The following is a 21,738-nucleotide window of genomic DNA, read 5'->3' on the forward strand; positions in this document are numbered from 1 at the left end:
AAATTATTTTTTATTTTTTATTTTTTTAAATGAATAAATAAGACGAAAAATCAAAGAGAAATATCTTGTTAAATGTAAAAACTTATGCAACCAAGTTGCATATTTATACTCTTCAGCCGAAAGTTCAATCAGCCTTTTAAAACCAGAGTAATCCCCAGAAAAACAACACCTTAAAGAGAAAGCAAGCTTTTTATGTACTTGCGCTTTTTTTACTATTGCTTTATTTACCCCTAAGCTAAGGGCTAAATTATAGGCATCAAGATAAAAATTTTCTATCGCTGATTTATAAATAGGGTTTGATGATACACCACCACTATGTTTGCGATAACAACCAAGCACTGATTTATCTAAATAAATAGAACCATTAATTGCTGTATCAATATAAACATAGAAATCTACAGCCTCAAATCCTTCAGGATATTTCTTTCTACATTTGTATCGATACATAACACTACTATGCACAAAGTATGTCCCAAGAGATACTAATTGCTCAACGCTCGCTATTATAGGTAACTTGGGGTCTGCCCCAATCACTTCTTGACTATCTATAACTTTAACAGCATGAGTTGTCATCGAAATAAAAGGTTTTTCATCAAGTAGATCAGCTTGTTTTTGGAGCTTGTCTGGCAAAAACAGATCATCACCATCACAATGACTAACATATTCACCAATGGCTAAATTATGTGCATCAAAGTAGTTGGTGCCTGCTCCTACATTTACTCTTCGTAAAACAGGTCTAATAAACGCATATTTATCAGCATATTCTTGAATGATTTCAGCCGTACGATCAGTAGAGCAGTCGTCACTGACGATTACTTCAAAATTAAAATTAGTACTTTGATTCACTATGCTTTCTAGGCAATCACGAATATAATTTTCTTGGTTATAAGTGACAACACAAACAGATACTTTAACTTTACTATTTTGGGTCAAGACATTACCTTATTGAAATATTTTTCACCTAAAACCTTTCTTGCTATAGGAGAAAAAAATAAAGAAGTTAAAAAAACAGGTATACCGGTGCTTATAACTACATAAAAGTTATCTAATCTAGTTACAGGTTCAAATAATATATAATGAATAATATAACCTACACATACTGCTGGTATGCACACAAATATAACATTATTAAATAGCCATTTGAGATGTAAACCAGGTTCAATCTTATAATGAATAAATCCTACCCAAAACGTTAAAAATAAAAAATTTATAATAACCCATGTGTAGCCTGCCCCCACTGCACCATAATACTTAGCGGCTAGTACTATGGCTGGAATTAAAATACCCGCAAATATAAAGTTACCATACAAATGATATTTCAAATTACCCTTTGCATATTGAAGATAATAAGGAAATGAAGTAATTATTAAAAAGCTGTTCCCTATAACATACAGACGTAATATCGGTGCTACAGCTTCAGACAAATGTTTATCCCCAGTCCATGCAAATAGCAAGCTTTCAGCACTAAAGAAGATAGTAATTGCTGCTGCACCACCAATGATTGCAACCAATTGAGTTGCGTTGTGATACACGTTTAGCATTTCAATATTTTTATTCTGAGCAAATAATGATGTCATTCTAGGTAATACAGCATTACTAATTGGACCACTTATTATCATAATCCCCCCAGCAACTAAAACCGCTAAAGTGAAATAACCATACTCAGCTAATGGTAATACATTTGAAAGCACCAACTTATCCGTTTGAGTAACTAATACCCAAATAGATGCAGTAAAAGCGATAGTCATTGAAAATTTCAGTACAGGTAATAATGGCTTTAAAGACCAGCCAATTACTTCTAGGTTAGAGTTTATAGAGGGTAACAATGTACGCGATTTGTTAAATAGAATTAAGGTTTCTACAAACGCTATTATTAGCTGGTAGACAAAAAAGATAAAAATTGTAAATCCAAACTTGAACATTACAACAAATACACCTAAAGCTCTTAATGTAGCCATAACTATATTAAAGTAGCTAAGCCATACGAGGTTTTCACTTCCAGTTATCACCCCTCTGTAGAGGCCACAAAGCCATCTACATGCCACTGTAAGTGCCATTATCTTTACAGAGAAAATTACACTATCCGTGTCTAGACTATCGAAATTCAACCATTTTTTAGCAACAAGTTCAGATAACAAATATAAAAAGAGACCCCCAACTAACGCAATAATAAAAAATATAACATTCAACGCTCTATATATTTGACGAAATCCTAAAGGGGTCGTAGCTCCTGACTTAAAACGAGCTGTTTCTCTGCTAATTGTGGGTGTTAAACCTAAGTCAAGCAAATTAAACCAAGCTTGTAACAGTACAAAAAAGCCAACTAAACCATAAGCTTCCGCTCCCATATACTCTATATAGTAAGGTAGTATCAGTATTCCTATAGCAGTTACATATATTTGACTGACATAATTTGCTATTATATTTTTCTTCAATGACATAATATCGCTTAATTATTTTTCTTAATTATTGCCATTGAAGTCATGTTGATATATCTCCCATTTTTGTAAACTGCGTCCACCAAAGTGCCTTCTTTTTTGAAGCCTACCTTGTTATATAACCCTATTGCCGCTTGGTTTTTTTCTAAAACAGTTAAATATACCCTATGTAAATTTAAATCTAAAAATGCATGTTCTAAAGCAAGTGTCGTAGCACGCTCTCCAACCCCTTGTCCTCTAATGCTTTCATCACCTAACCAAATTGCAAACTCCGTATTACGGTTAAGCCAATCTATATTAAGCAAATAAACAGCACCTAATAACTGATTAGTTTCTTGGCAGCAGATGGCTAAACGAACATTATTCGCTCTATTATTCTGATAATTTTCAAACCACTTTTTATCTATAGCTATATCCACATAGCGAAAATTTGCACCTAAGTAATCAACGGTTTTTTTTGTATTTCGCCATTCATTTAAAACTTCCATATCTGCTATAGATAATTCTCTTAAACAAATCTCTTTCATCATTTATCTCTTTTGACAAGCATTTTAAACTTATAGCTTGTTTCTAATTAATTTAACCAGCTGCAGTAATTCAGTTGTGCTAATACGCTCGTCAACAGGTAAAAACAAAGTGTTTTCAAACATATCTTTCCCTACACTACCGCTATGATGACTACACCAGTATCTAGGTAAATAAACAGCACTACTAACAAGTTCCTTACAAATACCAGCAACATTAAAACTAATTTTTAGTGGGTAACAAAGTGGTACATGATCATCTACAGGAAGATTTAACTGATTTATTGATTTAAACTTATTATATAAAATTTTATAGTTACGCCGTCGTTTCTCTTTAATTGCGTTTATGTCTGCGCATTTAATTAGGTGAGCCGATATTACTGATATCTTTTTTGGTATAAAGCATTCAAGCGCCTGCTCCGCGGCTAAAAACCGCGCGTACCCTGCTTGCACATCACCTGCAGCACGAAGTAACAAATGCCCTACATTTTCGCTAGCATCATATAGAGCTTCTGGCATATTAATTTTTATTTCTGTTCTCAGCAGCCCACCATCGGGTATGCCTAAAAATTTACGCGGCGAGTAAATACTTGTCGTACCATCTATGTGCTCACTAAACAAAGCTTGTGAGTTATCAACAATAAATAACTCAGGAGATACGGCAGTTAACGTTTTGATTTGCTCATTTAACAAACCAAAATAATTCACTAAAAGTATTCTACTGTTGCTTTTATTTATTTGCTTTGGACAACTTGCAGGAAGTAACTGCTCATTAACCGAATAAAACTTAACCTCGACAGTTAATGACTTAAGTGCTGGAAAAATACTATCGCAAATATAATTTGGTACATACAGCGTTTTAATTTTCGCGGTATTTAAGTACGCGTATAAAGCTGCTCGAGCTGATTGAAATTGATAGGCATCAGAGCCTAATTGTGTATCTAAACTGATTAATGGTAATTGATTATACCCACCAATAGCCATCAGTTAGACCAACTTATATTTATCTAATAGCTCAACAACTTGTATTTTGTTATTCCACATCAATACATCTATCATCGATAAATGAGGAATAAATTCGTCATTATTTTGTGAGTATTCATATTTTTCAGTTTCGATAAACGATAAAGATATTTCTTTTTTAGCGAAATATTCTTTATCATAAAGCGACTTTCCACCAGGGCTATTTATGTAATCATTTGATTTTAAAACACTAGCCATCGCTATCAACTTATCAGCAGCAGATAAGTCACGGTTATACTCGAGTTCACTTGAATAATAAAAGTCTTTACTAATACCTAAATAATCAAACACGACTGAAATACTCTTCGCACAAAGATGATCCACACGTCTGTTTTCATTATTCAATACGGATTTAATAAGTGGAAAAACATGCTCAAAGTAAGGGGCTTTTTTATAACTTTGTTCAATTGTTTTAAGTATTTTTTTTATATTTTTATCAAAGCTTAGTTCATTAATTAATGTATTTGATGACATGCCAGGCACCGGGATAGTAAAGCGCTGAGCTTTACCATTTGATAGAATGTTATTCCGATTTATGTAGCCTCCTTTTATAAAGGTTACATCGTCATAAAAAACAAATTTATCTACAGCATTGACCAATTGATAATAACCTAAATAAGGGAATAAATAAGGCTGCATTACAGCAAAGCTCATAGTATTTCCTTAATAACGTTAGTGACGGTTAACACATCTTCAGCGCTCATAGAGTTATGCAATGGTAAACAAATGATCCCGCCTGCTACCTTTTGACTGTTGCCGCAACCAAAGCTTTTTTGTTTGCTATAGGCTAGATCAAGTGAGGGTGTAAAATAGCGACGGCATTGAATATCATTTTTAGCCAGAGCTTGCATTACATCTTTCTGCTTTTGTGCATCCGCGATGTATATAGGCATATAAGCACCATTGAGGCTTGCTTGCGAATGCCATTGTGGTAATTCAACCACATCTTTCAACTGATTTGTGTAGTTATCAAATAGTGCTGTTCGATGCTTTATAACACTTTCAATATCATCAAGTAATGTTAAACCTACAGCGCATTGGTATTCGTTAAGTTTGGCATTGATACCTGCCGCGCCTAGTGTTCCATTAGCTTGTATACCAAAATTAATCAGTTGCTTAGCTTTATCAAAATCAGCCTTACATTTGAAAATAATAGCGCCACCTTCAACCGTATGGAAAACCTTAGTAGCATGAAAACTTAACGTGCTTGCATCACCATAATTAAGCACTGATTGTTCAGCTATTTTCACATCAAAAGCATGTGCCGCATCGTAAATTACTTTTTTATTATACTTATTGGCGACCTCAGCTATATCGTGAACATTACATGGGTTACCATAGACATGAGTTGCAACTACGCCATCGTAGTTACTATCTTTTGCGAGCGCTTTATCAAGTGCTATTGGGCATAAGTTATAGCTGTGCATATCAATATCACTGAATGCTGTGTCAATGCCTTGCCACAACAATGAGCTGGTCGTTGCTACAAAAGTAAAAGGAGTTGTAATAGCTGAATTAATATTTAATGCTTTACAAGCGACTTGAATTGCGACAGTACCATTAGAGACTAGCAATAAGTTTTCAACACCTAGGTATGCCTCTAGACGCTTCGTGAGTTGCTCATGCAATGGACCAAAATTAGTGTACCAGCCACTCTGGTTGACTTGCGCTAAATAAGCAGTCAACTTCGTTAAGTCTGGGGTTAGTGGTTTATTAAGTGCTATCATTATTTAATCTTTTATCAATTGCATTAGGTATTGGCCATAACTATTTTTTAAAAATGGTTTTGCTAGTACTTCAAGCTCTTGCTTACTTAACCAGCCATAATTAAATGCAATTTCTTCCAAACATGCGATTTTATAGCCTTGCCGTTTTTCTATAGTCTCTACAAATTGTGCGGCTTCAAGCAGGCTTTCGTGCGTGCCAGTATCTAACCAAGCAAAACCACGACCAAGCATCTCAACATTTAGCTTACCTTCCTCTAAATACATTTCGTTAAGGCAGGTAATTTCAAGCTCACCACGCGTTGAAGGCTCAACTTTTTTAGCTAGTTCAACTACGGAATTATCATAAAAATAAAGACCTGTTACTGCAAAGTGTGACTTTGGCTTAACTGGCTTCTCTTCAATTGAAATCGCTTTTTGTTGTTCATTAAATTCGACTACACCAAATCGTTCAGGATCTTTAACTTGGTAACCAAAAACAGTCGCACCTTGACCACTTTTAGCATTCTCTACAGCCTGTTTTAATTTAGGTGTAAAGCCTTGTCCATAAAAAATATTATCTCCAAGTACTAAACACACATCGTCGCTACCTATAAACTCTTCGCCTAAAATAAACGCTTGCGCTAAGCCATCAGGGCTAGGTTGTATGGTGTAACTAAGTTTAATACCAAATCGTGAACCATCACCTAACAAACGTTTAAATGAATCTCTATCTTCAGGGGTAGTTATAATAAGCACTTCACGAATGCCAGCTAGCATCAATACCGACAGTGGATAATAAATCATTGGCTTATCATAAATAGGCAGTAACTGCTTTGATACACCCATTGTTATAGGGTAAAGGCGAGTGCCCGAGCCGCCCGCAAGAATAATTCCTTTCATATTACTCTCCTTCAACCTGTGTATTTAGTTCACCTAAGCGTTCGCGTTTGTATGAGCCGTCTTGCACATTTTTACACCATACTTGGTTATTTAAATACCATTGAATCGTTTTTTTAAGTCCTGTCTCAAAGGTTTCAACAGGTTTCCAGTTGAGTTCGTCACTCATCTTTGATGCATCAATTGCATATCGGCGGTCATGTCCAGGGCGATCCGTTACATAAGTAATTTGCTCTGCGTATTTTGTCTTTTTAGGTACTAGCGTATCTAAAATACTACAAATACTTTGCACCACTTCAATATTTTGTTTCTCGTTATGACCGCCAATATTATAGGTTTCACCTACAATCCCTTCGGTAACTACTTTATACAAAGCACGAGCGTGGTCCTCTACATAAAGCCAATCACGAATTTGGTCACCTTTACCATAAATAGGTAATTCCTTGCCTTCAAGCGCATTTAAAATAACTAACGGTATTAACTTCTCGGGAAAATGATAAGGCCCATAATTATTCGAGCAATTAGTTATTATTGTAGGAAAACCATAAGTACGTAACCAAGCTCGAACTAAGTGGTCGCTCGACGCTTTACTTGCGGAATATGGGCTACTCGGTGCGTAAGCTGTTTGTTCGGTAAATAGCGGAAGATCGCCGTCTTGTTCATCAGGATGCGGTAAGTCTCCATATACTTCATCGGTAGATACATGGTGGAACCTAAATGCTTTTTTTGCTGTATCAGTTAACGTATTCCAGTATTCACGCGCCGCTTCTAATAAGTTATAAGTACCTACAATATTTGTTTGAATGAATTCTGCAGGCCCTGTAATTGAGCGATCAACATGACTTTCTGCTGCTAAATGCATAACAGCATCGGGCTTGTATTTGTCAAAAATACAGTCAAGCTCTAAACGATCACATATATCCACTTGTTCAAAAATGTAACGTTCGTTATTGCTTACAGATTTAAGCGACTCTAAATTACCTGCATATGTTAGCTTATCTAGGTTAATAACGGCGTCTTGAGTATTATTTATAATATGGCGAATTACTGCAGAACCAATAAAGCCCGCACCACCAGTGACAAGTATCTTCATATTATTTATTACCTAAAAACTCTTTATACCAAGGCATTGCTTTACTAATTCCCTGTAATATCTTGTATTCGGGTACGTAACCTAAATTATTTATTGCTTTACTTACGTTTGCTTGAGAATGACGCACATCACCGGCTCTGAAATCTCTGTAGACAGGCTCTTTCCCAGCAGGAATTTTACATTCTGTTAAGGCTGCTTGGATAGCTTCGTGTAAATCATTTAACGTAGTACGATCGCCAACGGCCACATTATAAATATTGTCTTTGGCATTATCTGGAGCCGTCGCGGCTAAGATATTCATTTGAACCGTGTTCTCTATAAAGCAGAAATCGCGACTTGTTTCACCATCACCATTAATAAACACTTCATCACCTTGAATCATAGCAGCAGTCCACTTAGGAATAACTGCAGCATAAGCTCCGTTGGGATCTTGACGTTGACCAAATACGTTAAAATAACGTAAACCTATCGTCTTAAAGTTATATGTTTTAGCATAAACGCCAGCATATAATTCATTAACGTATTTAGTTACAGCATAAGGAGACAGAGGGTTGCCGATATTTTCTTCAACTTTAGGCAACGCTGGATGGTCACCATAAGTTGAACTGCTAGCAGCGTAGGTGAAGCTTTTAACTTTAGCCTCTTTTGCAGCCTGTAACATATTTAAAAAGCCAGTAATATTAGCAGCGTTAGTTGTAACAGGATCTGCTATAGAGCGCGGGACTGAACCTAATGCAGCTTGGTGTAGTACGTAATCAACGCCACTAATTGCCAACTCACAGTCTCGATAGTTGCGAATATCACCTTCAATAAAACTAAAGCCCTGCCATTGCTCTTTTGTAACTAAACCTTTTACTTCATCTAAATTATATTGGTGACCTGTAGAAAAATTATCAAATCCAACTACTATTTGGTTTAACTTTAATAGGTGTTCTAATAAATTTGAGCCGATAAAACCTGCGACACCTGTTATTAACCACGTTTTAGGCGAGGAAAGTAGTTCTGCTTGTATTTGTTCATAACGAGTCATAAAAATCCTTAAAATAAATTTGCCAAAGAGTCAAAATGAGTACTAAAGTAAAAACCTAATTAAGCCCAAGCTAATTTACTTTACTTAATAACTTCATTTTATAATCTCATATCTACATCTTGCTTCGGTAATATATATTTAAGGTCGTACAAAACATGATTCTCTTTACCCAAGGAGCGTATTTTATTTGTCCCCATTACTTTAAATTGATTATGGCCAACAGCTAGTATTACTGCATCGTAATTGTTTTCTTTATACTCTGTTACTAAGCTGAGACCATACTCATGTTGAGCGTCACTATTTGAGCACCAAGGATCTATAATATCTACATTGATATTATATTCCTTAAGCTCACAAACAATATCAACTACTTTTGTATTTCGGAGATCCGGGCAGTTTTCTTTAAAGGTTAAGCCCATAACCAATACATTAGCACCGTCTACATGAATACGCTTTTTAAGCATCTTTTTTACTAGCTCAGATACTACATGCTTGCCCATACCATCATTTAAGCGACGCCCTGCTAAAATCATTTCAGGGTGATAACCCACACTTTGTGCTTTATGAGTTAAGTAGTAGGGGTCAACACCTATACAATGCCCCCCAACGAGACCCGGTCGAAAAGGTAAAAAATTCCATTTGGTACCTGCAGCTTCTAATACCTCAAGAGTATCTATATCTAGTTTATTAAAAATAATTGATAATTCATTAATCAATGCAATATTTACATCTCGTTGAGTATTCTCTATTACTTTTGCAGCTTCAGCTACTTTTATTGAACTAGCTTTATAAGTACCTGCCGTTATTATTGATTTATAGAGTTGATCAACTTTTTCAGCTACCTCAGGTGTTGACCCTGATGTTACTTTTAAAATATTAGTTACACGATGTTCCTTATCACCTGGATTAATACGCTCTGGTGAGTAACCTGCATAAAAGTCCTTATTAAATTTCAGGCCAGATGCGTGTTCGACAACAGGTAGGCACACTTCTTCCGTAGCACCAGGATATACTGTCGATTCATAAATAATGATATCGCCATATTTAATCACTGAGCCTAACATTTCACTAGCTTTAATCAGTGGTGTTAAATCAGGCTGCTTATGCTGATCAATTGGTGTTGGTACTGTAACTATATATACATTACAACTTTTAAGATCCGATACACTATAAGAATAATTAAGCAGTAACGACTCTTTGAGTTCTTCATCACTAACTTCAAGGGTTAAATCCGTACCGGATTCCAATTGTGCAATTCTATTTTTGTTCACATCAAAACCAAGTACTGAGAATTTTTTACCAAACTCAACCGCTAATGGCAGGCCTACATAGCCTAAACCTATTACGCCTATCTTTATTAGGCCTTGATTAGCTATCATGACCAAATTCCTTTAGTATCAATTACATATCTTGAAATTGGGTTTTTCATTTTAAACTCGTTATGATCTACTAATAATAAATGAATATTTGCATTTAATTTTGCATATTCAAATGAAGATAATTTAAATGTATCGAAACGCTTCGATAATTCATTTATATTTGGCTCCACAGCAATAACATCACCTGCATGCAGTTTCGCTATTTGCTCAGTAATATTTAATGAAGGACTTTCTCGTAAATCATCTATATTTGGTTTAAATGCTAAGCCATAACAAGCAATAGTTACATCTTTAGCTGTTTTTGTAGGATTTGCTTGCAAAAAATCAGCTATAGCGAGTTTTACTTTATTGATTACCCACAAAGGCTTTTCATCGTTTACTTTACGCGCTGTGTATATTAATTGTGCTTCATTAGGAGTTTTACTTACGATAAACCAGGGATCTACTGCAATACAATGTCCGCCAACACCAGGTCCTGGTTGTAAAATATTTATACGTGGATGGCGATTAGCAAGTGATATAAGCTCCCACACATCAATATCTAACTTGTCGCATATTACCGATAACTCATTAGCGAATGCTATTTGTACATCACGACATGAGTTTTCTGTTAACTTTGCCATTTCAGCTGTACGTGCATTTGTAATAACGCACTCACCTTGTACAAATGTTTTGTATAATTGTACTGAGCGTTTAGAACACGTTGCAGAAATACCACCAATAACACGATCATTTTCAACCAATTCACGCACAACATGCCCTGGTAGGACTCGCTCAGGACAATGAGCTATATTTATATCCGCATTGTCATCTAGTGTTTTTGGAAACGATAGATCTGGACGCGCAGCAGCCAACCACTCAGCCATTTGTTCTGTAGCTCCAACCGGTGAAGTAGATTCAAGTATGACTAAATCACCTTTTTTCAGCACTGGTGCAATAGCCTCACTTGCTTTTTTAATATAACTTAAATCAGGCTCTGGAATGGTTGAGTTACTTTCATTACCTGAGGTGTTTTTAAATGGTGTTGGTACTGCTATTAAAAAAGCATCAGCAGGTTCAGGCTTAGTGGTTGCCTTTAAGTAACCTTGAGTTACAGCAGCATGAACTATCAAGTCCAAATCAGGCTCTATTATATGTATTTCACCACGATTAATTGTATCAACGGCATTTTGATTAATATCAACACCTATTACTTTTTTTTTGCATGATGCAAACATCGCAGCTGTTGGTAAACCAATATAGCCTAAGCCAATTACTGATATTGTATTAAATGACATGGGATTCCTTGTTCTCTATTTAGCTCGTAACCTTCACTCATAAAGAGATTTAGCTAGTATATCGCATATACGTTGGCATGATTTACCATCCCCATACGGGTTATGAGATTTACTCATTACTTTATATGAAGACTCGTTGGTTAATAGCTCGTTTAATTCAGTCGTTATTTTTACGACATCTGTGCCAACTAACTTTACAGTACCCGCTTCAACAGCTTCAGGGCGCTCTGTGGTATCTCTCATTACCAGTACAGGCTTACCTAGACTAGGGGCTTCTTCTTGTATACCACCTGAATCAGTTAAAATAACGTACGAACGATTCATCAAATATACAAAGGGTAAATACTGCTGCGGTTCAATTAAATACACATTATTTACACCTTTCAAAATCCGCTTTACTGGCTCTTGTACATTAGGGTTTAGGTGTACAGGGTACAAAATTTGACAATCAGGGTGGGCTTTTGCCGTTTGCGCTAATGCTTCACAAATTCGTTCAAATCCACCACCAAAGCTTTCACGACGATGCCCTGTAACTAAAATAAGCTTTTTATTTGAATCAAGCATTGGAAATTTTTCTGAAAGTTTATTACTCAAGTTCTCGTCAGATTCTATTTGCTGTTTAATAAGTAATAATGCATCAATTACAGTGTTGCCCGTTACAAATATATTTGTAACGCTATAGTTTTCTCTCAATAAGTTAGCTTCGGAAATTTTCGTTGGTGCAAAGTGATATTTAGTAAGCGTACCAGTTAACTTACGATTGCCTTCTTCTGGCCATGGAGAATAAATATTGCCCGTCCTCAAACCTGCTTCAACATGTCCTACTGCTATTTGTTCATAATATGCAGCCAAGCTAGCAGCAAATGTAGTTGCCGTATCACCGTGGACAAGAACTACATCAGGCTCAAAATCTTTTAATACACTGGTAAGTTCAAGCAAAATACGGCTTGTTATTTCAGAAAGTGTTTGCCCAGGTTTCATCAAATTTAAATCATAATCAGGAATTACTTCAAATAGTTCTAGTACTTGGTCTAACATTTCTCTGTGTTGTGCGGTCACACATACCTTTGATTCAAAACGCTCATCACTCTTCAGTGAATGTACTAAAGGAGCCATTTTGATTGCCTCTGGACGAGTACCAAAAACAGTTAAAACTTTAATTTTAGACATATTAAAACCTTTCTTCACTTTATTATTTAACAATCAGATTTATTACCCTGATTCAGGGTAAAGCATGAACTTTCAGTCTTGCCTTTTAATAAAGTACCTAACCAAAATAAGAAAAACACTTAATATGACACCTAACATAGTACCTAAAATACAAATCATTGCTCGTGCAGGCTTACTCTTTTGTTCTGGTATAACAGCAGGGTCAATTGTCTTAAAAACATATTCATCACGTACATTTGCAAACATTATTGTTTTTGTTTGCTCTTCAATTAATTTATATAGTACGACGCGAATATCTGCAATTTTGGTTTTTTTTAGTTGATTTTCTAAAAATTCACTGCTTCTCTTCGCTTCAGTTACATCCCTTTCTTTCATAACCTCGTTAATATCTTCTACAAGCCATGAAACCCACTGTTGAGCGATAACTGGAGATATGTGTTCTATAGAAACAACTATCATTCCTGTATCTTCATTACTTATAAACTGACTCTTATCTATAAATACTTTATAAGCTTCTTGCATTGATGGTATAGGTTTGAAAGGTGCTTTAACTTTTCTAGTCCACTCTTTAGACTTAATGTTATATAAATCACTGTTATATACTATTGTATTATTAACGCTATCCCATTCTTTAACAGCCATCAAATCAGCTAATATATTATGCCTTTTTATAAACTCAGATATAAAATGACGGGATTTCAAAACTTCAATAGCTAATTGACTTTTATTATTTCCTCCACCACTAAGATTAACTCCAGCTAAACTCGCTAAACTGCCAAATTGCCCAGCTAAACCACCTAAACTAGCATTTTTTGGGGTCTCAGTCGGAGCAAGTAGTGCCTCTGATTTATAAATATTGGGCTGATTAATTGCATAGAAAACCGAAGCTACCGCAAATAGTGTAGTGACCGCGATAATAATCCATTTACCTTGCCAAATAGCTGTAAATAATTCTCTCAGGTCGATTTCATCATCAGCGACAGCTAAAACATTTGCTTGTTTTGGGTTATTTAAATTGTTTTCCATGTAAGTCTCAGGCTCATTCTGCGCAGCATAAAGCTACGCCTGCTAATAAATGCGTAACAAAAAGCCACGCCTACTAATAAATAAATGCGCGGCAACAAGCCGCGCATAACTATTAAATACCGCTTATTGCAGCTACCGCTACACCTAATTGGTACATAATCTGCGTTGCTGTGCTCCAAAGCGTTAGCTTATCCATGTGCCCTGCATCCATTGGTACCACAATGGTATCCCCTGGTTCTAATTGGTCTGTATTATTAGCAGCAAACCAGCCGCCTGTATTAGGGATTTTTACTGAACCATTAGCTTTAATAATGTAAATACGATCCTCTGCTGCACGTTCTTTTAAACCACCACTGAGATCAATATAATCATCAACACTCACACCAGCTTGATAAAGGTGAGATGTAGAGTAGTTAACTTCACCTATGATGCTTATAGAGTCGCGCTTGCTTGGCACATAAAGCGTGTCACCATCTTGTAATACTAAATTTTGTTGATTACTTACTATACGAGGAAGGTCGATAACTAAACGCCCTACGGCTTCAACATTGGCTAAATCGTTTAACAGTTTATCCATTTCTTCATAAGAAAGGGTATTGCCGCTTACGGAGTTTTGGAAGCTTTTTGATGCAATATCTCGTCGAAGTTCTGTAGACAAACGAGCTAGTTGCTCTTGTTCCTGTTTTTTAATCGATTTACGTGTAAATACCGCAGCTTTTTGCTCTGCAAATTGAGAGAAGCCACCTGCACGCTCTAATAAATCAGTTAGTTTTTCACCACGACGAATAGTATAAGTACCAGGGAATTTGAGCTCACCTCTTAATTCTACTTTTACGTTTTCTTGCCAGTTGGGAATGGCGAAAATATTAATGCTATCTTTACTGCGTAGTATAATATTATTTTGTAAGTCACCTTTCATAGCGCCTTCAAGATCAAACCTTACATGTTCAACCTGAGATGCATTACCAGACACGATGCGTGTAATTTCTGCTTGCTTAATAAAGGCAGACTCTAATAACCCACCTGAGGCTGTCACTAAATCAACAACTTCGCCGCCCACCGTTAACGGGTAAATACCTGGATAAGTTACATTGCCACTAATTTCAACCAATTTCATTGCTTCGCTAACAGAAGCTTGTTGTTTAAATTTAGCAATAATAGGCGCTAATAAGTTATGGCGACTAAATGACGCATACTCTTGAGCTTTAAGCTCTTGTTCTTCTTCTTTTGCTTTACGTTTAGATATTTCAGCAATAGTTAAAATTTTATTGTCTTCAAGTACAAGCTCTTCGTCTTTTTGATTTATACCTATATATTTTTCGAACTCTTTTTGTTCAAACTTATGCCATTGCTCTGCTTTAGTTTGCTGCTCTTGTTGCTCTTGGCTTAATGCCATATTTGCTAGCGCAGACAACTCAGCTTCTTTCTCTTCAAAGCGGCTAAATACAATTATTTTATCGTTTGCTTTAAGCTGTAGGTTATTTGCGGTGTTTTTAACTATTGCTTGCGCTATATCAAATTGGTGCGCTTCTATGTCACCATTAATATTTGTTTCACGAATAAGTAAGCCGTAACTTAAATCAGCTTGTGGGAGTAAGTCGCCACGTACTGATTTTAGAACGTCGGAAATACGTTTTCCTTGGTACCATTGATAATTACCCGGGCGTGCTACCGCGCCAATCAAGCTAATAGTATTTTGGTATTGAGAGCTAACTGAATTAAAGCGAATACGGTCGCCATCTTGTGGAATATAATTAATTTGCGGTTTTGAAAAGTCTACCGATAGTACTTCTTTACGATCATAGTTAAAGCGCTCTACCACTGCATTTTTAGCATAAGCGTTTGCCTTAAGGCCACCTGCCATAATTAGCAATTGCTGAGCAGTCTCACCTTCTTTAAGTTCAAAGATAGCGGGACGTTTAACCGCACCTTCAACTCTTACTTGAGCGCCAACTGATGGTATAAACACAACATCGCCAGGCTTTAATACGATGTCGTTACTGCTATCGCCATTAATAAGTAAGTCGTAAAGGTCAAAATTTGCTACAACCTTGCCTGTGCGTTTAACTTGAATATTACGCAGTGAAGCAATATCAGACACGCCACCACTTACAAATAATGCGTGCGAAACAGTTGTTAATGAAGAAACACTGTAGCTACCAGGCTTATACGCTTCACCTAGCACTAAAATGCGCATACTGCGAAGTTGACCAAGCGATACAAATGCTTTTACACCAATAACTTCTTGCTCTACTTTTGCATTAATTAACTCTTTTACTTCAGCAAAAGTAAGGCCAGCCACTTGAACTGGACTTAAGTCAGGAATATTAAGTCGCCCTTCACGGTCAACGGTTATGTCGAAGCTTTCACTTTCTTTACCATAAAAATTAATTCTTAGTTGATCGCCGCGTCCAATTAAGTACGTATCAGGAACAGCTGCATTTTCACTTGGCATAAATGTTGTAGGTTCACCTGCAAATAGCGCATACCCAAAAGGCTTTATTTCGTCTACTTTTGGTTTAAAGCGCTCTTCACCTGTAAGCTGCTCCGGCTCAGATTCTGAGCGTTGGCCGATAGTCGACTGTTCAGTTTTAACCTGTTCGCTTGATTGATTTGTACCCGTGATTGTAGATAAGTCTACACCGTACTGTTTTGCGAGGGCTTCTTGTTGCGATTTAGGCAGCTTTTTAAACTGCTCCAATTGTGACGCTGTTGGCGTTAAAGCCAATGCACTAAAACTGCACAATAGAACAAAAGCACTAAAAAATTGAGTAAATACTTTCACGAGTAGGTATATCCCTAGGTCTACAACCAAAATTGGTCGCCATAATACATTATTTAGTAGCAAATAAAAAAGGGACTTTCGTCCCTTTTTGTCACTTAAATGTCATTTCTTTAGTTACATTGGTTAAAAACTGTAAACTAACGTGAATGACGTTTCAGTATCAGTGCTTTCTTTATCATCAGCAACATCTGAGTTGTTGGTAACATTAAAAGCAACTTTCATTTGTAATGAGCCATTAATTTTTGCAAGTAGTGCAGTTTCTGAACGCGTTTTAGTGTTTGTATCACCATACTCCACTGCAATTAACTGAGTAAAGCGCGCATTATCAGAAATCTTCCAGTTATAATCTAACTTACCTAGAGCAATCACCTCACCTTCAAACTCACCAGCAAGTAAATCGCCGTTGTCGTCAATTTCAGTGCTGTCATCTGGGTATTCGAAATATTTATAACCTGGACCAATTTCAGCACTTAGCCACATGGTTTTTTCGTTTAATAAACGTAAACCATAACCAGCAGAAATTACTGATTCACTTCGGTATGCGCCAAAGTAATCTGACACGTGTGAACCATAAATGAATAAGTGAGCATGCTTTTCATTTAATTTGTAATTACCTTGCGCAGAAATAGAGTATTTTTCGTTGGTACGCTGCTTATCTTTATTACCGTCAGCATCTTCAACTTCATCTTCTTTGAAGATTCCATCGATTTTATACTCGTTGTTCCAGTTTTCTAGATTGTGCTGTACTTTAATACCACCTTTAAGCGTGGTTGTTTCTGTATTACCACTTGTGATAATAGCACCAAGCTCACTGGTAACTTCCCACGTTTTTTGCTCTGCATCTTCGGCAAATGCGTTAGTTGCAGCAGAGGCTGCAACTAACATTGATAAAAGCTTTAATTTCATTAAAAAAATAACCTATTTAAAATTAGTCTTGCTTGTGTAAATGAACATCCATTTGTGGAAATGGAATTGAAATGTTTGCGTCGTCTAATGCAATTTTAATATTTTCCATTAGCGAGAAATATGTTGGCCAGTAATCCGCACTGTTAACCCAAGGACGCACTACAAAATTAACACTCGAATCACCTAGCTCAGATACAGCAACTGTATAAGCTGGGTCTTTAAGTAGACGTTCTTCTGCATCTAACACTGATTTTAATACTTCTTTTGCTTGACGTAAATCAGCATCGTAACCAACACCGATAACTAAATCGATACGACGAGTAGACTCACGTGAGAAATTAGTAATAGCACCCGACATAATTTGTGAATTTGGCACAATTATTACTTTATTATCTGGAGTGCGTAGTTCAGTTGAGAATATTTCGATTTTCTTAACAGTACCCATTTTACTACCAGCTTCAACAAAATCACCTGATTTGAATGGACGAAGTAAAATAATTAGTACGCCAGATGCAAAGTTAGACAATGAACCTTGAAGCGCTAAGCCAACAGCTAAACCTGCGGCACCTAAAATAGCGATGAATGACGTAGTTTCAATACCAATTTGCGAAAGTGCCATTAAAATAGTGACAGCAAATACAAGTGTATACACAATGCTTGAAACAAATGAGCCAACCGCTTTATCTACGTTCTTTTTAGCAAAACCTTTTTCAGTTAAGTTAGAACAAAACTTAGCAATACGACTACCAAGTAAAAAGATAACAAGCGCAACAACCGCCTGTATACCGTAATGTAAAATTAGGCCTGAGTTTTCGTTCAGCCAGTTTAATATTGAATCCATAATCACTCCAAATAGTTTTCATTAAGCGTTTTTCCAGCCAACATTATACATTCATTTACAATTTATTCTCAAAAAACAATGAATTTTCACTACAAAAACGCTATGTTTATATAAATTAATATATAAAAGCGACAATATGTTTCATATTTATTGAGTATTTATCGGTTTTTTAGAAGGTATGCGCTGTTTCTTAATCATTCGCACTTACTAAGAAAGAAAGTAAGTAAGTAAGTAAGACTTAAATATTTCTTCTCCCTTTACTAATCCAGTTCGTTACACGTTTTGCCCCCAGTTAAATGGCCTAAAGTAGCCATATTTAAGCACTAATCAATCACCACCTTACATACTGTATTTTACGCATTAATTATTTTTTTTGATTTTTTTCACTTTTAGACTTCACAAGATTTATTATTTTATGTATTATGCGCGCCACACCAAACAAGGTGTGTTGTGGCGGTTGTAGCTCAGTTGGTAGAGCCCCGGATTGTGATTCCGGTTGTCGCGGGTTCAAGCCCCGTCAATCGCCCCAATTTTTCTCCTTTTTTATTTTTTGTATAATCATTTTCATATTATTTCCCCAGTAATTTTAAATAACTAAAAATACAATCTATTTCCCCCTGCACTTACTTGTCTGAACAGCTAGACCAGCTCTAAACCAATTTTATTAAAACATGACTAATTTACCGAATTAAATTACTCTAAAATGTTGTTAAATTTTATTTAGAATAACGAAATTTATGCTTTGTTATCAAGCTGTTTTATTATCGCTATAATAGGTCACTAATTTTATGCTATTGATTTAAAAAGCTGGAAGATATTAATATTTACATTTTTGAAATAATGTTTTCATTTGCTTTACATGCCTATAAAAAGTGCTAAATTATTACCTACTACCATCATTTTATTAGGGCTTGTTTATCTTTCGAGGTTAGATTTGCAGCGGCGTGTTTGGTTTATTCTTATAGGTATGTAAGCCATTAGAGTAACGCAGGAGCAGTTACCGAGCCCACTAAGCTACAAACCTTGCGCCGCGATTAAGTCGCCCCTAGATAGAACAAATTTCAATCCGCAAAGGTCAACTGACCCTAATGGCAATAAAGCAAAAAATTTCTTATAGGATATTCGATAAAACATGATTAAACAGGCTCTAGCACATTTACTGTGTGGTTTTTTAACTGTAGTTAGTGTTAGTGCTCTGGCTAAAAATGACGAAAGCTACGCTAAATTGTTAACTGAACTACAACAATTAATTTCTGATCATAAGTTTCAACAAGCCTACAAAATAAGTCATATTGAAAATCAATATTTAGGCGAGCCTGCTTTTGACTTTTTATTAGGGATTTCCGCACTTAAAACAAACCAACCAGCTACAGCAGTCTTTGCTTTTGAACGTGTAGTTGAGGCAAGCCCGCAATGGTACGAAGCTCGCCTACATTTAGTTCGAGCTTATTTAATGGTTAAAAACTTACCCGCAGCAGATACTCAAGCGCTAATACTTATTAACGCGGCTAATACACCTAAAAATATAAAAACGAGCGCGCAATCACTACTTGATGCTGCCATTGTTGAACAGCAACGTGCAGGGCGCTCTTATACACAAAATATTCAACTGGCTTTTGGTGTGGATGACAATGTAAATGCAGGCACAGTCGAAGATACTATTATCATACCTAATTTAGGCGAATTTTTACTGTCGCCAGACAGCAAAAGTACTGATGATAACTATATGCAGCTTAACTATAGAGGGAGCTATTCTCATCCTCTGGACCAGCAAAGCTTATTAACGTTAAGTGTTAATACTGCATGGTATAAGTTTGAAGCGTTAGAGCAATATGACCGCGTTAACACACACATAAATGCAGCTTATAAACACAAACAAGATAAGCTAAGTTGGTATGTACAAGCTGGTGTAACACCATTAATACTTGATGGCGAACTTTATAGAACAGAATCGTCGCTCGTAACAGGGGCTGATTTTAAATTATCTAAAAAATCTCGCTTATTTGGGGCTGTTTCTTTTGGTGTAATGAATAATAAATTTGATGAAAAACTCGATAACACATTTATTGCACTAAACGCAGGAACTAGTTATGTATCTCAACGCTGGTTCCAAAGTGTGAGTATTAATATCAAAACTGAAAATGCGGATGTACCTGCGGGTAAATCAAATAGTCGTAATATACTTGGCATGTATTATCAGGCTAATTCTCAGCTTGCTGAACATTGGCAACTACTAACACTTGCAGGATATCAGTGGATCGATTACCAAGATGAACATCCTTTATTTTTAAAAGACCGTGAAGACAATTTACTGATGCTTACAAGCACCATACGTTATTTAATAAACGACGATTTAGCTATACAACTGGCGGCCAATTACCAAGATAAAACCAGTAATATATCTTTATTCGAATATGACCGCTTAGATGTTAACTTAAGCGTTTCTTACTCATTCTAATTTAAGGTACTTATGAAACTTTTACTCCCTGTGATAACAACCTTACTTTGTGTGAGTTTTAATGCACAAGCCGTCAATCCTGCTGGTAAAACGATTCTTGCCCGAGGTACTGTTTTAGCTCTAGATGCTAACTCCGAACAGAAAAGACAATTAAAACGCAGAGACACTGTATTTGGTGTAGATCGCATAACTACTGGTGAAAAAAGTAAGGCACAGTTTTCAATGTCTGACGGTGGCTTGATTGCGCTAAAAGAGAATTCGGTGCTCAATATTGCTAATTATGAATTTGATAGTAATACCCAACAAGGTTCTGCGTCAATTGAGTTACTTAAAGGTGGTTTGCGTTCGATTTCGGGAGTGATTAAAAAAAATGGTGGCTCTTATAGCGTAAAAACCCCTGTTGGATCTATTGGTATTCGCGGTACACATTTTGAAGTTCAGTTGGTTGAAGGCGATGTGTTTTTAGCTGTTTGGGACGGCGCAATAGATTTAACACTCGAAAACCAGCAAGTTGTTTCTTTAGGCAGCGATGAAGCGTTTTCCTTTGCGCAAGTAACGTCTTCTGGTGAAGTATTCACAAGTATTAGTGCGTCGCGCGTTTTTGATCAAAATATAACAAGTATCGATAGCCCAAGTGAAAGTGAGGATGAAGAAAGTGAACAACAAACGGCTACTGCCTCGCCCGATCCTGTTACTGAGATTGTAGTAGAAAGTAACTTTGATTCAGAGACAGTTATTATTGCTGATGTTTATTCTGAACAACAATATCAAACGGTTAGTGATGCATCTTTGGTTGATCAAATAGCACAACGCCAAGGCGTTTTTAACTATCAAGCGACAAGCTTTGGAGTGAATTCTAGTTTAGGTGCAGTGACTGACTTTACAATGACCATGGCGGTTGATTTTGATAATGGTACGGTGCCCGAGGGTGAAATTAGCTTTAGCGATACTGGTGGTAATTGGTATGCAGCTTACAGCGGCTTAATAGATATAAGTAAACTTGATTTAGCTGTTACCTTTGCATCTCATGGTAATAACAAAGCGGCTGGCGATATTGAGGCGATTTTTTTGAATGGTTTAGATACGATTACCGGCAATTTTAATCTCAATGAAATAAATAACCCTAATGTAAATGCTAATGGCTCCTTTAGGTTAGAACCATAAACACATTGGACACAGCGCTTT

At 36.2% G+C, this 21,738-nt stretch carries 18 protein-coding genes and 1 tRNA gene; 3 read left to right on the plus strand and 16 right to left on the minus strand.

The window, feature by feature from the left end; all coding sequences use genetic code 11:
• Positions 1-3: 3 nt before the first annotated feature.
• The 16 genes from LOS73_RS18905 to LOS73_RS18980 all read right to left on the minus strand — a co-directional run bounded on the left by LOS73_RS18905 (position 4) and on the right by LOS73_RS18980 (position 18,095).
• Entirely contained in the window at positions 4-933 is a 930-nt protein-coding gene (locus tag LOS73_RS18905) for a glycosyltransferase (RefSeq protein WP_050484160.1), read from the minus strand.
• On the minus strand, positions 930-2,441 hold the full coding sequence (locus tag LOS73_RS18910) for an oligosaccharide flippase family protein (protein WP_033031233.1): 1,512 nt from the start codon (positions 2,439-2,441) through the stop codon (positions 930-932). The genes LOS73_RS18905 and LOS73_RS18910 overlap by 4 nt, the downstream gene beginning before the upstream one ends.
• Before the next feature lie 8 nt (positions 2,442-2,449).
• The gene (locus LOS73_RS18915) at positions 2,450-2,968 is read right to left on the minus strand and encodes a GNAT family N-acetyltransferase (protein ID WP_239462847.1); all 519 of its coding nucleotides are present in this window, start codon (positions 2,966-2,968) and stop codon (positions 2,450-2,452) included.
• A gap of 27 nt (positions 2,969-2,995) precedes the next feature.
• A complete protein-coding gene (locus LOS73_RS18920) occupies positions 2,996-3,946 on the minus strand; it encodes a hypothetical protein (protein WP_457934139.1) in 951 nt (316 codons plus the stop codon).
• 3 nt (positions 3,947-3,949) lie between these two features.
• A complete protein-coding gene (locus LOS73_RS18925) occupies positions 3,950-4,639 on the minus strand; it encodes a WbqC family protein (RefSeq protein ID WP_033031225.1) in 690 nt (229 codons plus the stop codon).
• Positions 4,636-5,712 carry a DegT/DnrJ/EryC1/StrS family aminotransferase gene (locus LOS73_RS18930; RefSeq protein ID WP_457934140.1) on the minus strand — a complete coding sequence of 359 codons (1,077 nt, stop codon included), beginning with the start codon at positions 5,710-5,712 and terminating at the stop codon, positions 4,636-4,638. The genes LOS73_RS18925 and LOS73_RS18930 overlap by 4 nt, the downstream gene beginning before the upstream one ends.
• A 3-nt stretch (positions 5,713-5,715) precedes the next feature.
• Positions 5,716-6,591: a glucose-1-phosphate thymidylyltransferase RfbA gene (gene rfbA, locus LOS73_RS18935; protein ID WP_033031222.1), complete on the minus strand. Its 876-nt coding sequence runs from the start codon at positions 6,589-6,591 to the stop codon at positions 5,716-5,718.
• 1 nt (position 6,592) lies between these two features.
• The gene (rfbB, locus tag LOS73_RS18940) at positions 6,593-7,681 is read right to left on the minus strand and encodes a dTDP-glucose 4,6-dehydratase (protein WP_033031220.1); all 1,089 of its coding nucleotides are present in this window, start codon (positions 7,679-7,681) and stop codon (positions 6,593-6,595) included.
• Position 7,682: 1 nt separating this feature from the next.
• Positions 7,683-8,711 (minus strand): NAD-dependent epimerase/dehydratase family protein, encoded by a 1,029-nt coding sequence (locus LOS73_RS18945; RefSeq protein ID WP_033031218.1) that lies wholly within the window; start codon positions 8,709-8,711, stop codon positions 7,683-7,685.
• A gap of 98 nt (positions 8,712-8,809) precedes the next feature.
• The gene (gene tviB / locus LOS73_RS18950) at positions 8,810-10,090 is read right to left on the minus strand and encodes a Vi polysaccharide biosynthesis UDP-N-acetylglucosamine C-6 dehydrogenase TviB (protein WP_033031216.1); all 1,281 of its coding nucleotides are present in this window, start codon (positions 10,088-10,090) and stop codon (positions 8,810-8,812) included.
• Entirely contained in the window at positions 10,087-11,367 is a 1,281-nt protein-coding gene (gene wecC, locus LOS73_RS18955; RefSeq protein ID WP_033031214.1) for a UDP-N-acetyl-D-mannosamine dehydrogenase, read from the minus strand. The genes tviB and wecC overlap by 4 nt, the downstream gene beginning before the upstream one ends.
• Positions 11,368-11,400: 33 nt before the next feature.
• Positions 11,401-12,528: a non-hydrolyzing UDP-N-acetylglucosamine 2-epimerase gene (gene wecB, locus LOS73_RS18960; RefSeq protein WP_108912443.1), complete on the minus strand. Its 1,128-nt coding sequence runs from the start codon at positions 12,526-12,528 to the stop codon at positions 11,401-11,403.
• An 81-nt stretch (positions 12,529-12,609) separates the two neighbouring features.
• Complete coding sequence (locus tag LOS73_RS18965; RefSeq protein WP_033031210.1) at positions 12,610-13,563, minus strand: Wzz/FepE/Etk N-terminal domain-containing protein; 954 nt, start codon at positions 13,561-13,563, stop codon at positions 12,610-12,612.
• A gap of 112 nt (positions 13,564-13,675) precedes the next feature.
• On the minus strand, positions 13,676-16,348 hold the full coding sequence (locus LOS73_RS18970; protein ID WP_033031208.1) for an SLBB domain-containing protein: 2,673 nt from the start codon (positions 16,346-16,348) through the stop codon (positions 13,676-13,678).
• Between the two features lie 123 nt (positions 16,349-16,471).
• Complete coding sequence (locus LOS73_RS18975; RefSeq protein WP_007376723.1) at positions 16,472-17,254, minus strand: DUF481 domain-containing protein; 783 nt, start codon at positions 17,252-17,254, stop codon at positions 16,472-16,474.
• Positions 17,255-17,276: 22 nt separating this feature from the next.
• Positions 17,277-18,095, minus strand: coding sequence for a mechanosensitive ion channel family protein (locus LOS73_RS18980; protein ID WP_008133554.1), 819 nt, complete (start codon positions 18,093-18,095; stop codon positions 17,277-17,279).
• 453 nt (positions 18,096-18,548) lie between these two features.
• On the opposite strand from LOS73_RS18980, the gene LOS73_RS18985 reads away from it, so the two are divergent.
• The 3 genes from LOS73_RS18985 (at position 18,549) to LOS73_RS18995 (ending at position 21,717) form a co-directional block, all read left to right on the plus strand.
• Positions 18,549-18,624 (plus strand) — tRNA-His (locus LOS73_RS18985).
• 603 nt (positions 18,625-19,227) lie between these two features.
• Positions 19,228-20,553 (plus strand): DUF2860 family protein, encoded by a 1,326-nt coding sequence (locus tag LOS73_RS18990; protein WP_457934141.1) that lies wholly within the window; start codon positions 19,228-19,230, stop codon positions 20,551-20,553.
• Positions 20,554-20,565: 12 nt separating this feature from the next.
• Positions 20,566-21,717 (plus strand): FecR family protein, encoded by a 1,152-nt coding sequence (locus tag LOS73_RS18995; protein ID WP_457934142.1) that lies wholly within the window; start codon positions 20,566-20,568, stop codon positions 21,715-21,717.
• Positions 21,718-21,738 lie beyond the last annotated feature (21 nt).

It is taken from the genome of Pseudoalteromonas sp. SCSIO 43210 (genome assembly GCF_054133285.1).

Bases quoted from the DNA above. Each gene is read 5' to 3' on its own strand.
- LOS73_RS18910 (WP_033031233.1), bottom strand. From the start codon at position 2,441: ATGTCATTGAAGAAAAATATAATAGCAAATTATGTCAGTCAAATATAT.
- LOS73_RS18915 (WP_239462847.1), bottom strand. From the start codon at position 2,968: ATGATGAAAGAGATTTGTTTAAGAGAATTATCTATAGCAGATATGGAA.
- LOS73_RS18920 (WP_457934139.1), bottom strand. From the start codon at position 3,946: ATGGCTATTGGTGGGTATAATCAATTACCATTAATCAGTTTAGATACA.
- LOS73_RS18925 (WP_033031225.1), bottom strand. From the start codon at position 4,639: ATGAGCTTTGCTGTAATGCAGCCTTATTTATTCCCTTATTTAGGTTAT.
- LOS73_RS18930 (WP_457934140.1), bottom strand. From the start codon at position 5,712: ATGATAGCACTTAATAAACCACTAACCCCAGACTTAACGAAGTTGACT.
- rfbA (WP_033031222.1), bottom strand. From the start codon at position 6,591: ATGAAAGGAATTATTCTTGCGGGCGGCTCGGGCACTCGCCTTTACCCT.
- rfbB (WP_033031220.1), bottom strand. From the start codon at position 7,681: ATGAAGATACTTGTCACTGGTGGTGCGGGCTTTATTGGTTCTGCAGTA.
- LOS73_RS18945 (WP_033031218.1), bottom strand. From the start codon at position 8,711: ATGACTCGTTATGAACAAATACAAGCAGAACTACTTTCCTCGCCTAAA.
- tviB (WP_033031216.1), bottom strand. From the start codon at position 10,090: ATGATAGCTAATCAAGGCCTAATAAAGATAGGCGTAATAGGTTTAGGC.
- wecC (WP_033031214.1), bottom strand. From the start codon at position 11,367: ATGTCATTTAATACAATATCAGTAATTGGCTTAGGCTATATTGGTTTA.
- LOS73_RS18965 (WP_033031210.1), bottom strand. From the start codon at position 13,563: ATGGAAAACAATTTAAATAACCCAAAACAAGCAAATGTTTTAGCTGTC.
- LOS73_RS18975 (WP_007376723.1), bottom strand. From the start codon at position 17,254: ATGAAATTAAAGCTTTTATCAATGTTAGTTGCAGCCTCTGCTGCAACT.
- LOS73_RS18980 (WP_008133554.1), bottom strand. From the start codon at position 18,095: ATGGATTCAATATTAAACTGGCTGAACGAAAACTCAGGCCTAATTTTA.
- LOS73_RS18990 (WP_457934141.1), top strand. From the start codon at position 19,228: ATGATTAAACAGGCTCTAGCACATTTACTGTGTGGTTTTTTAACTGTA.
- LOS73_RS18995 (WP_457934142.1), top strand. From the start codon at position 20,566: ATGAAACTTTTACTCCCTGTGATAACAACCTTACTTTGTGTGAGTTTT.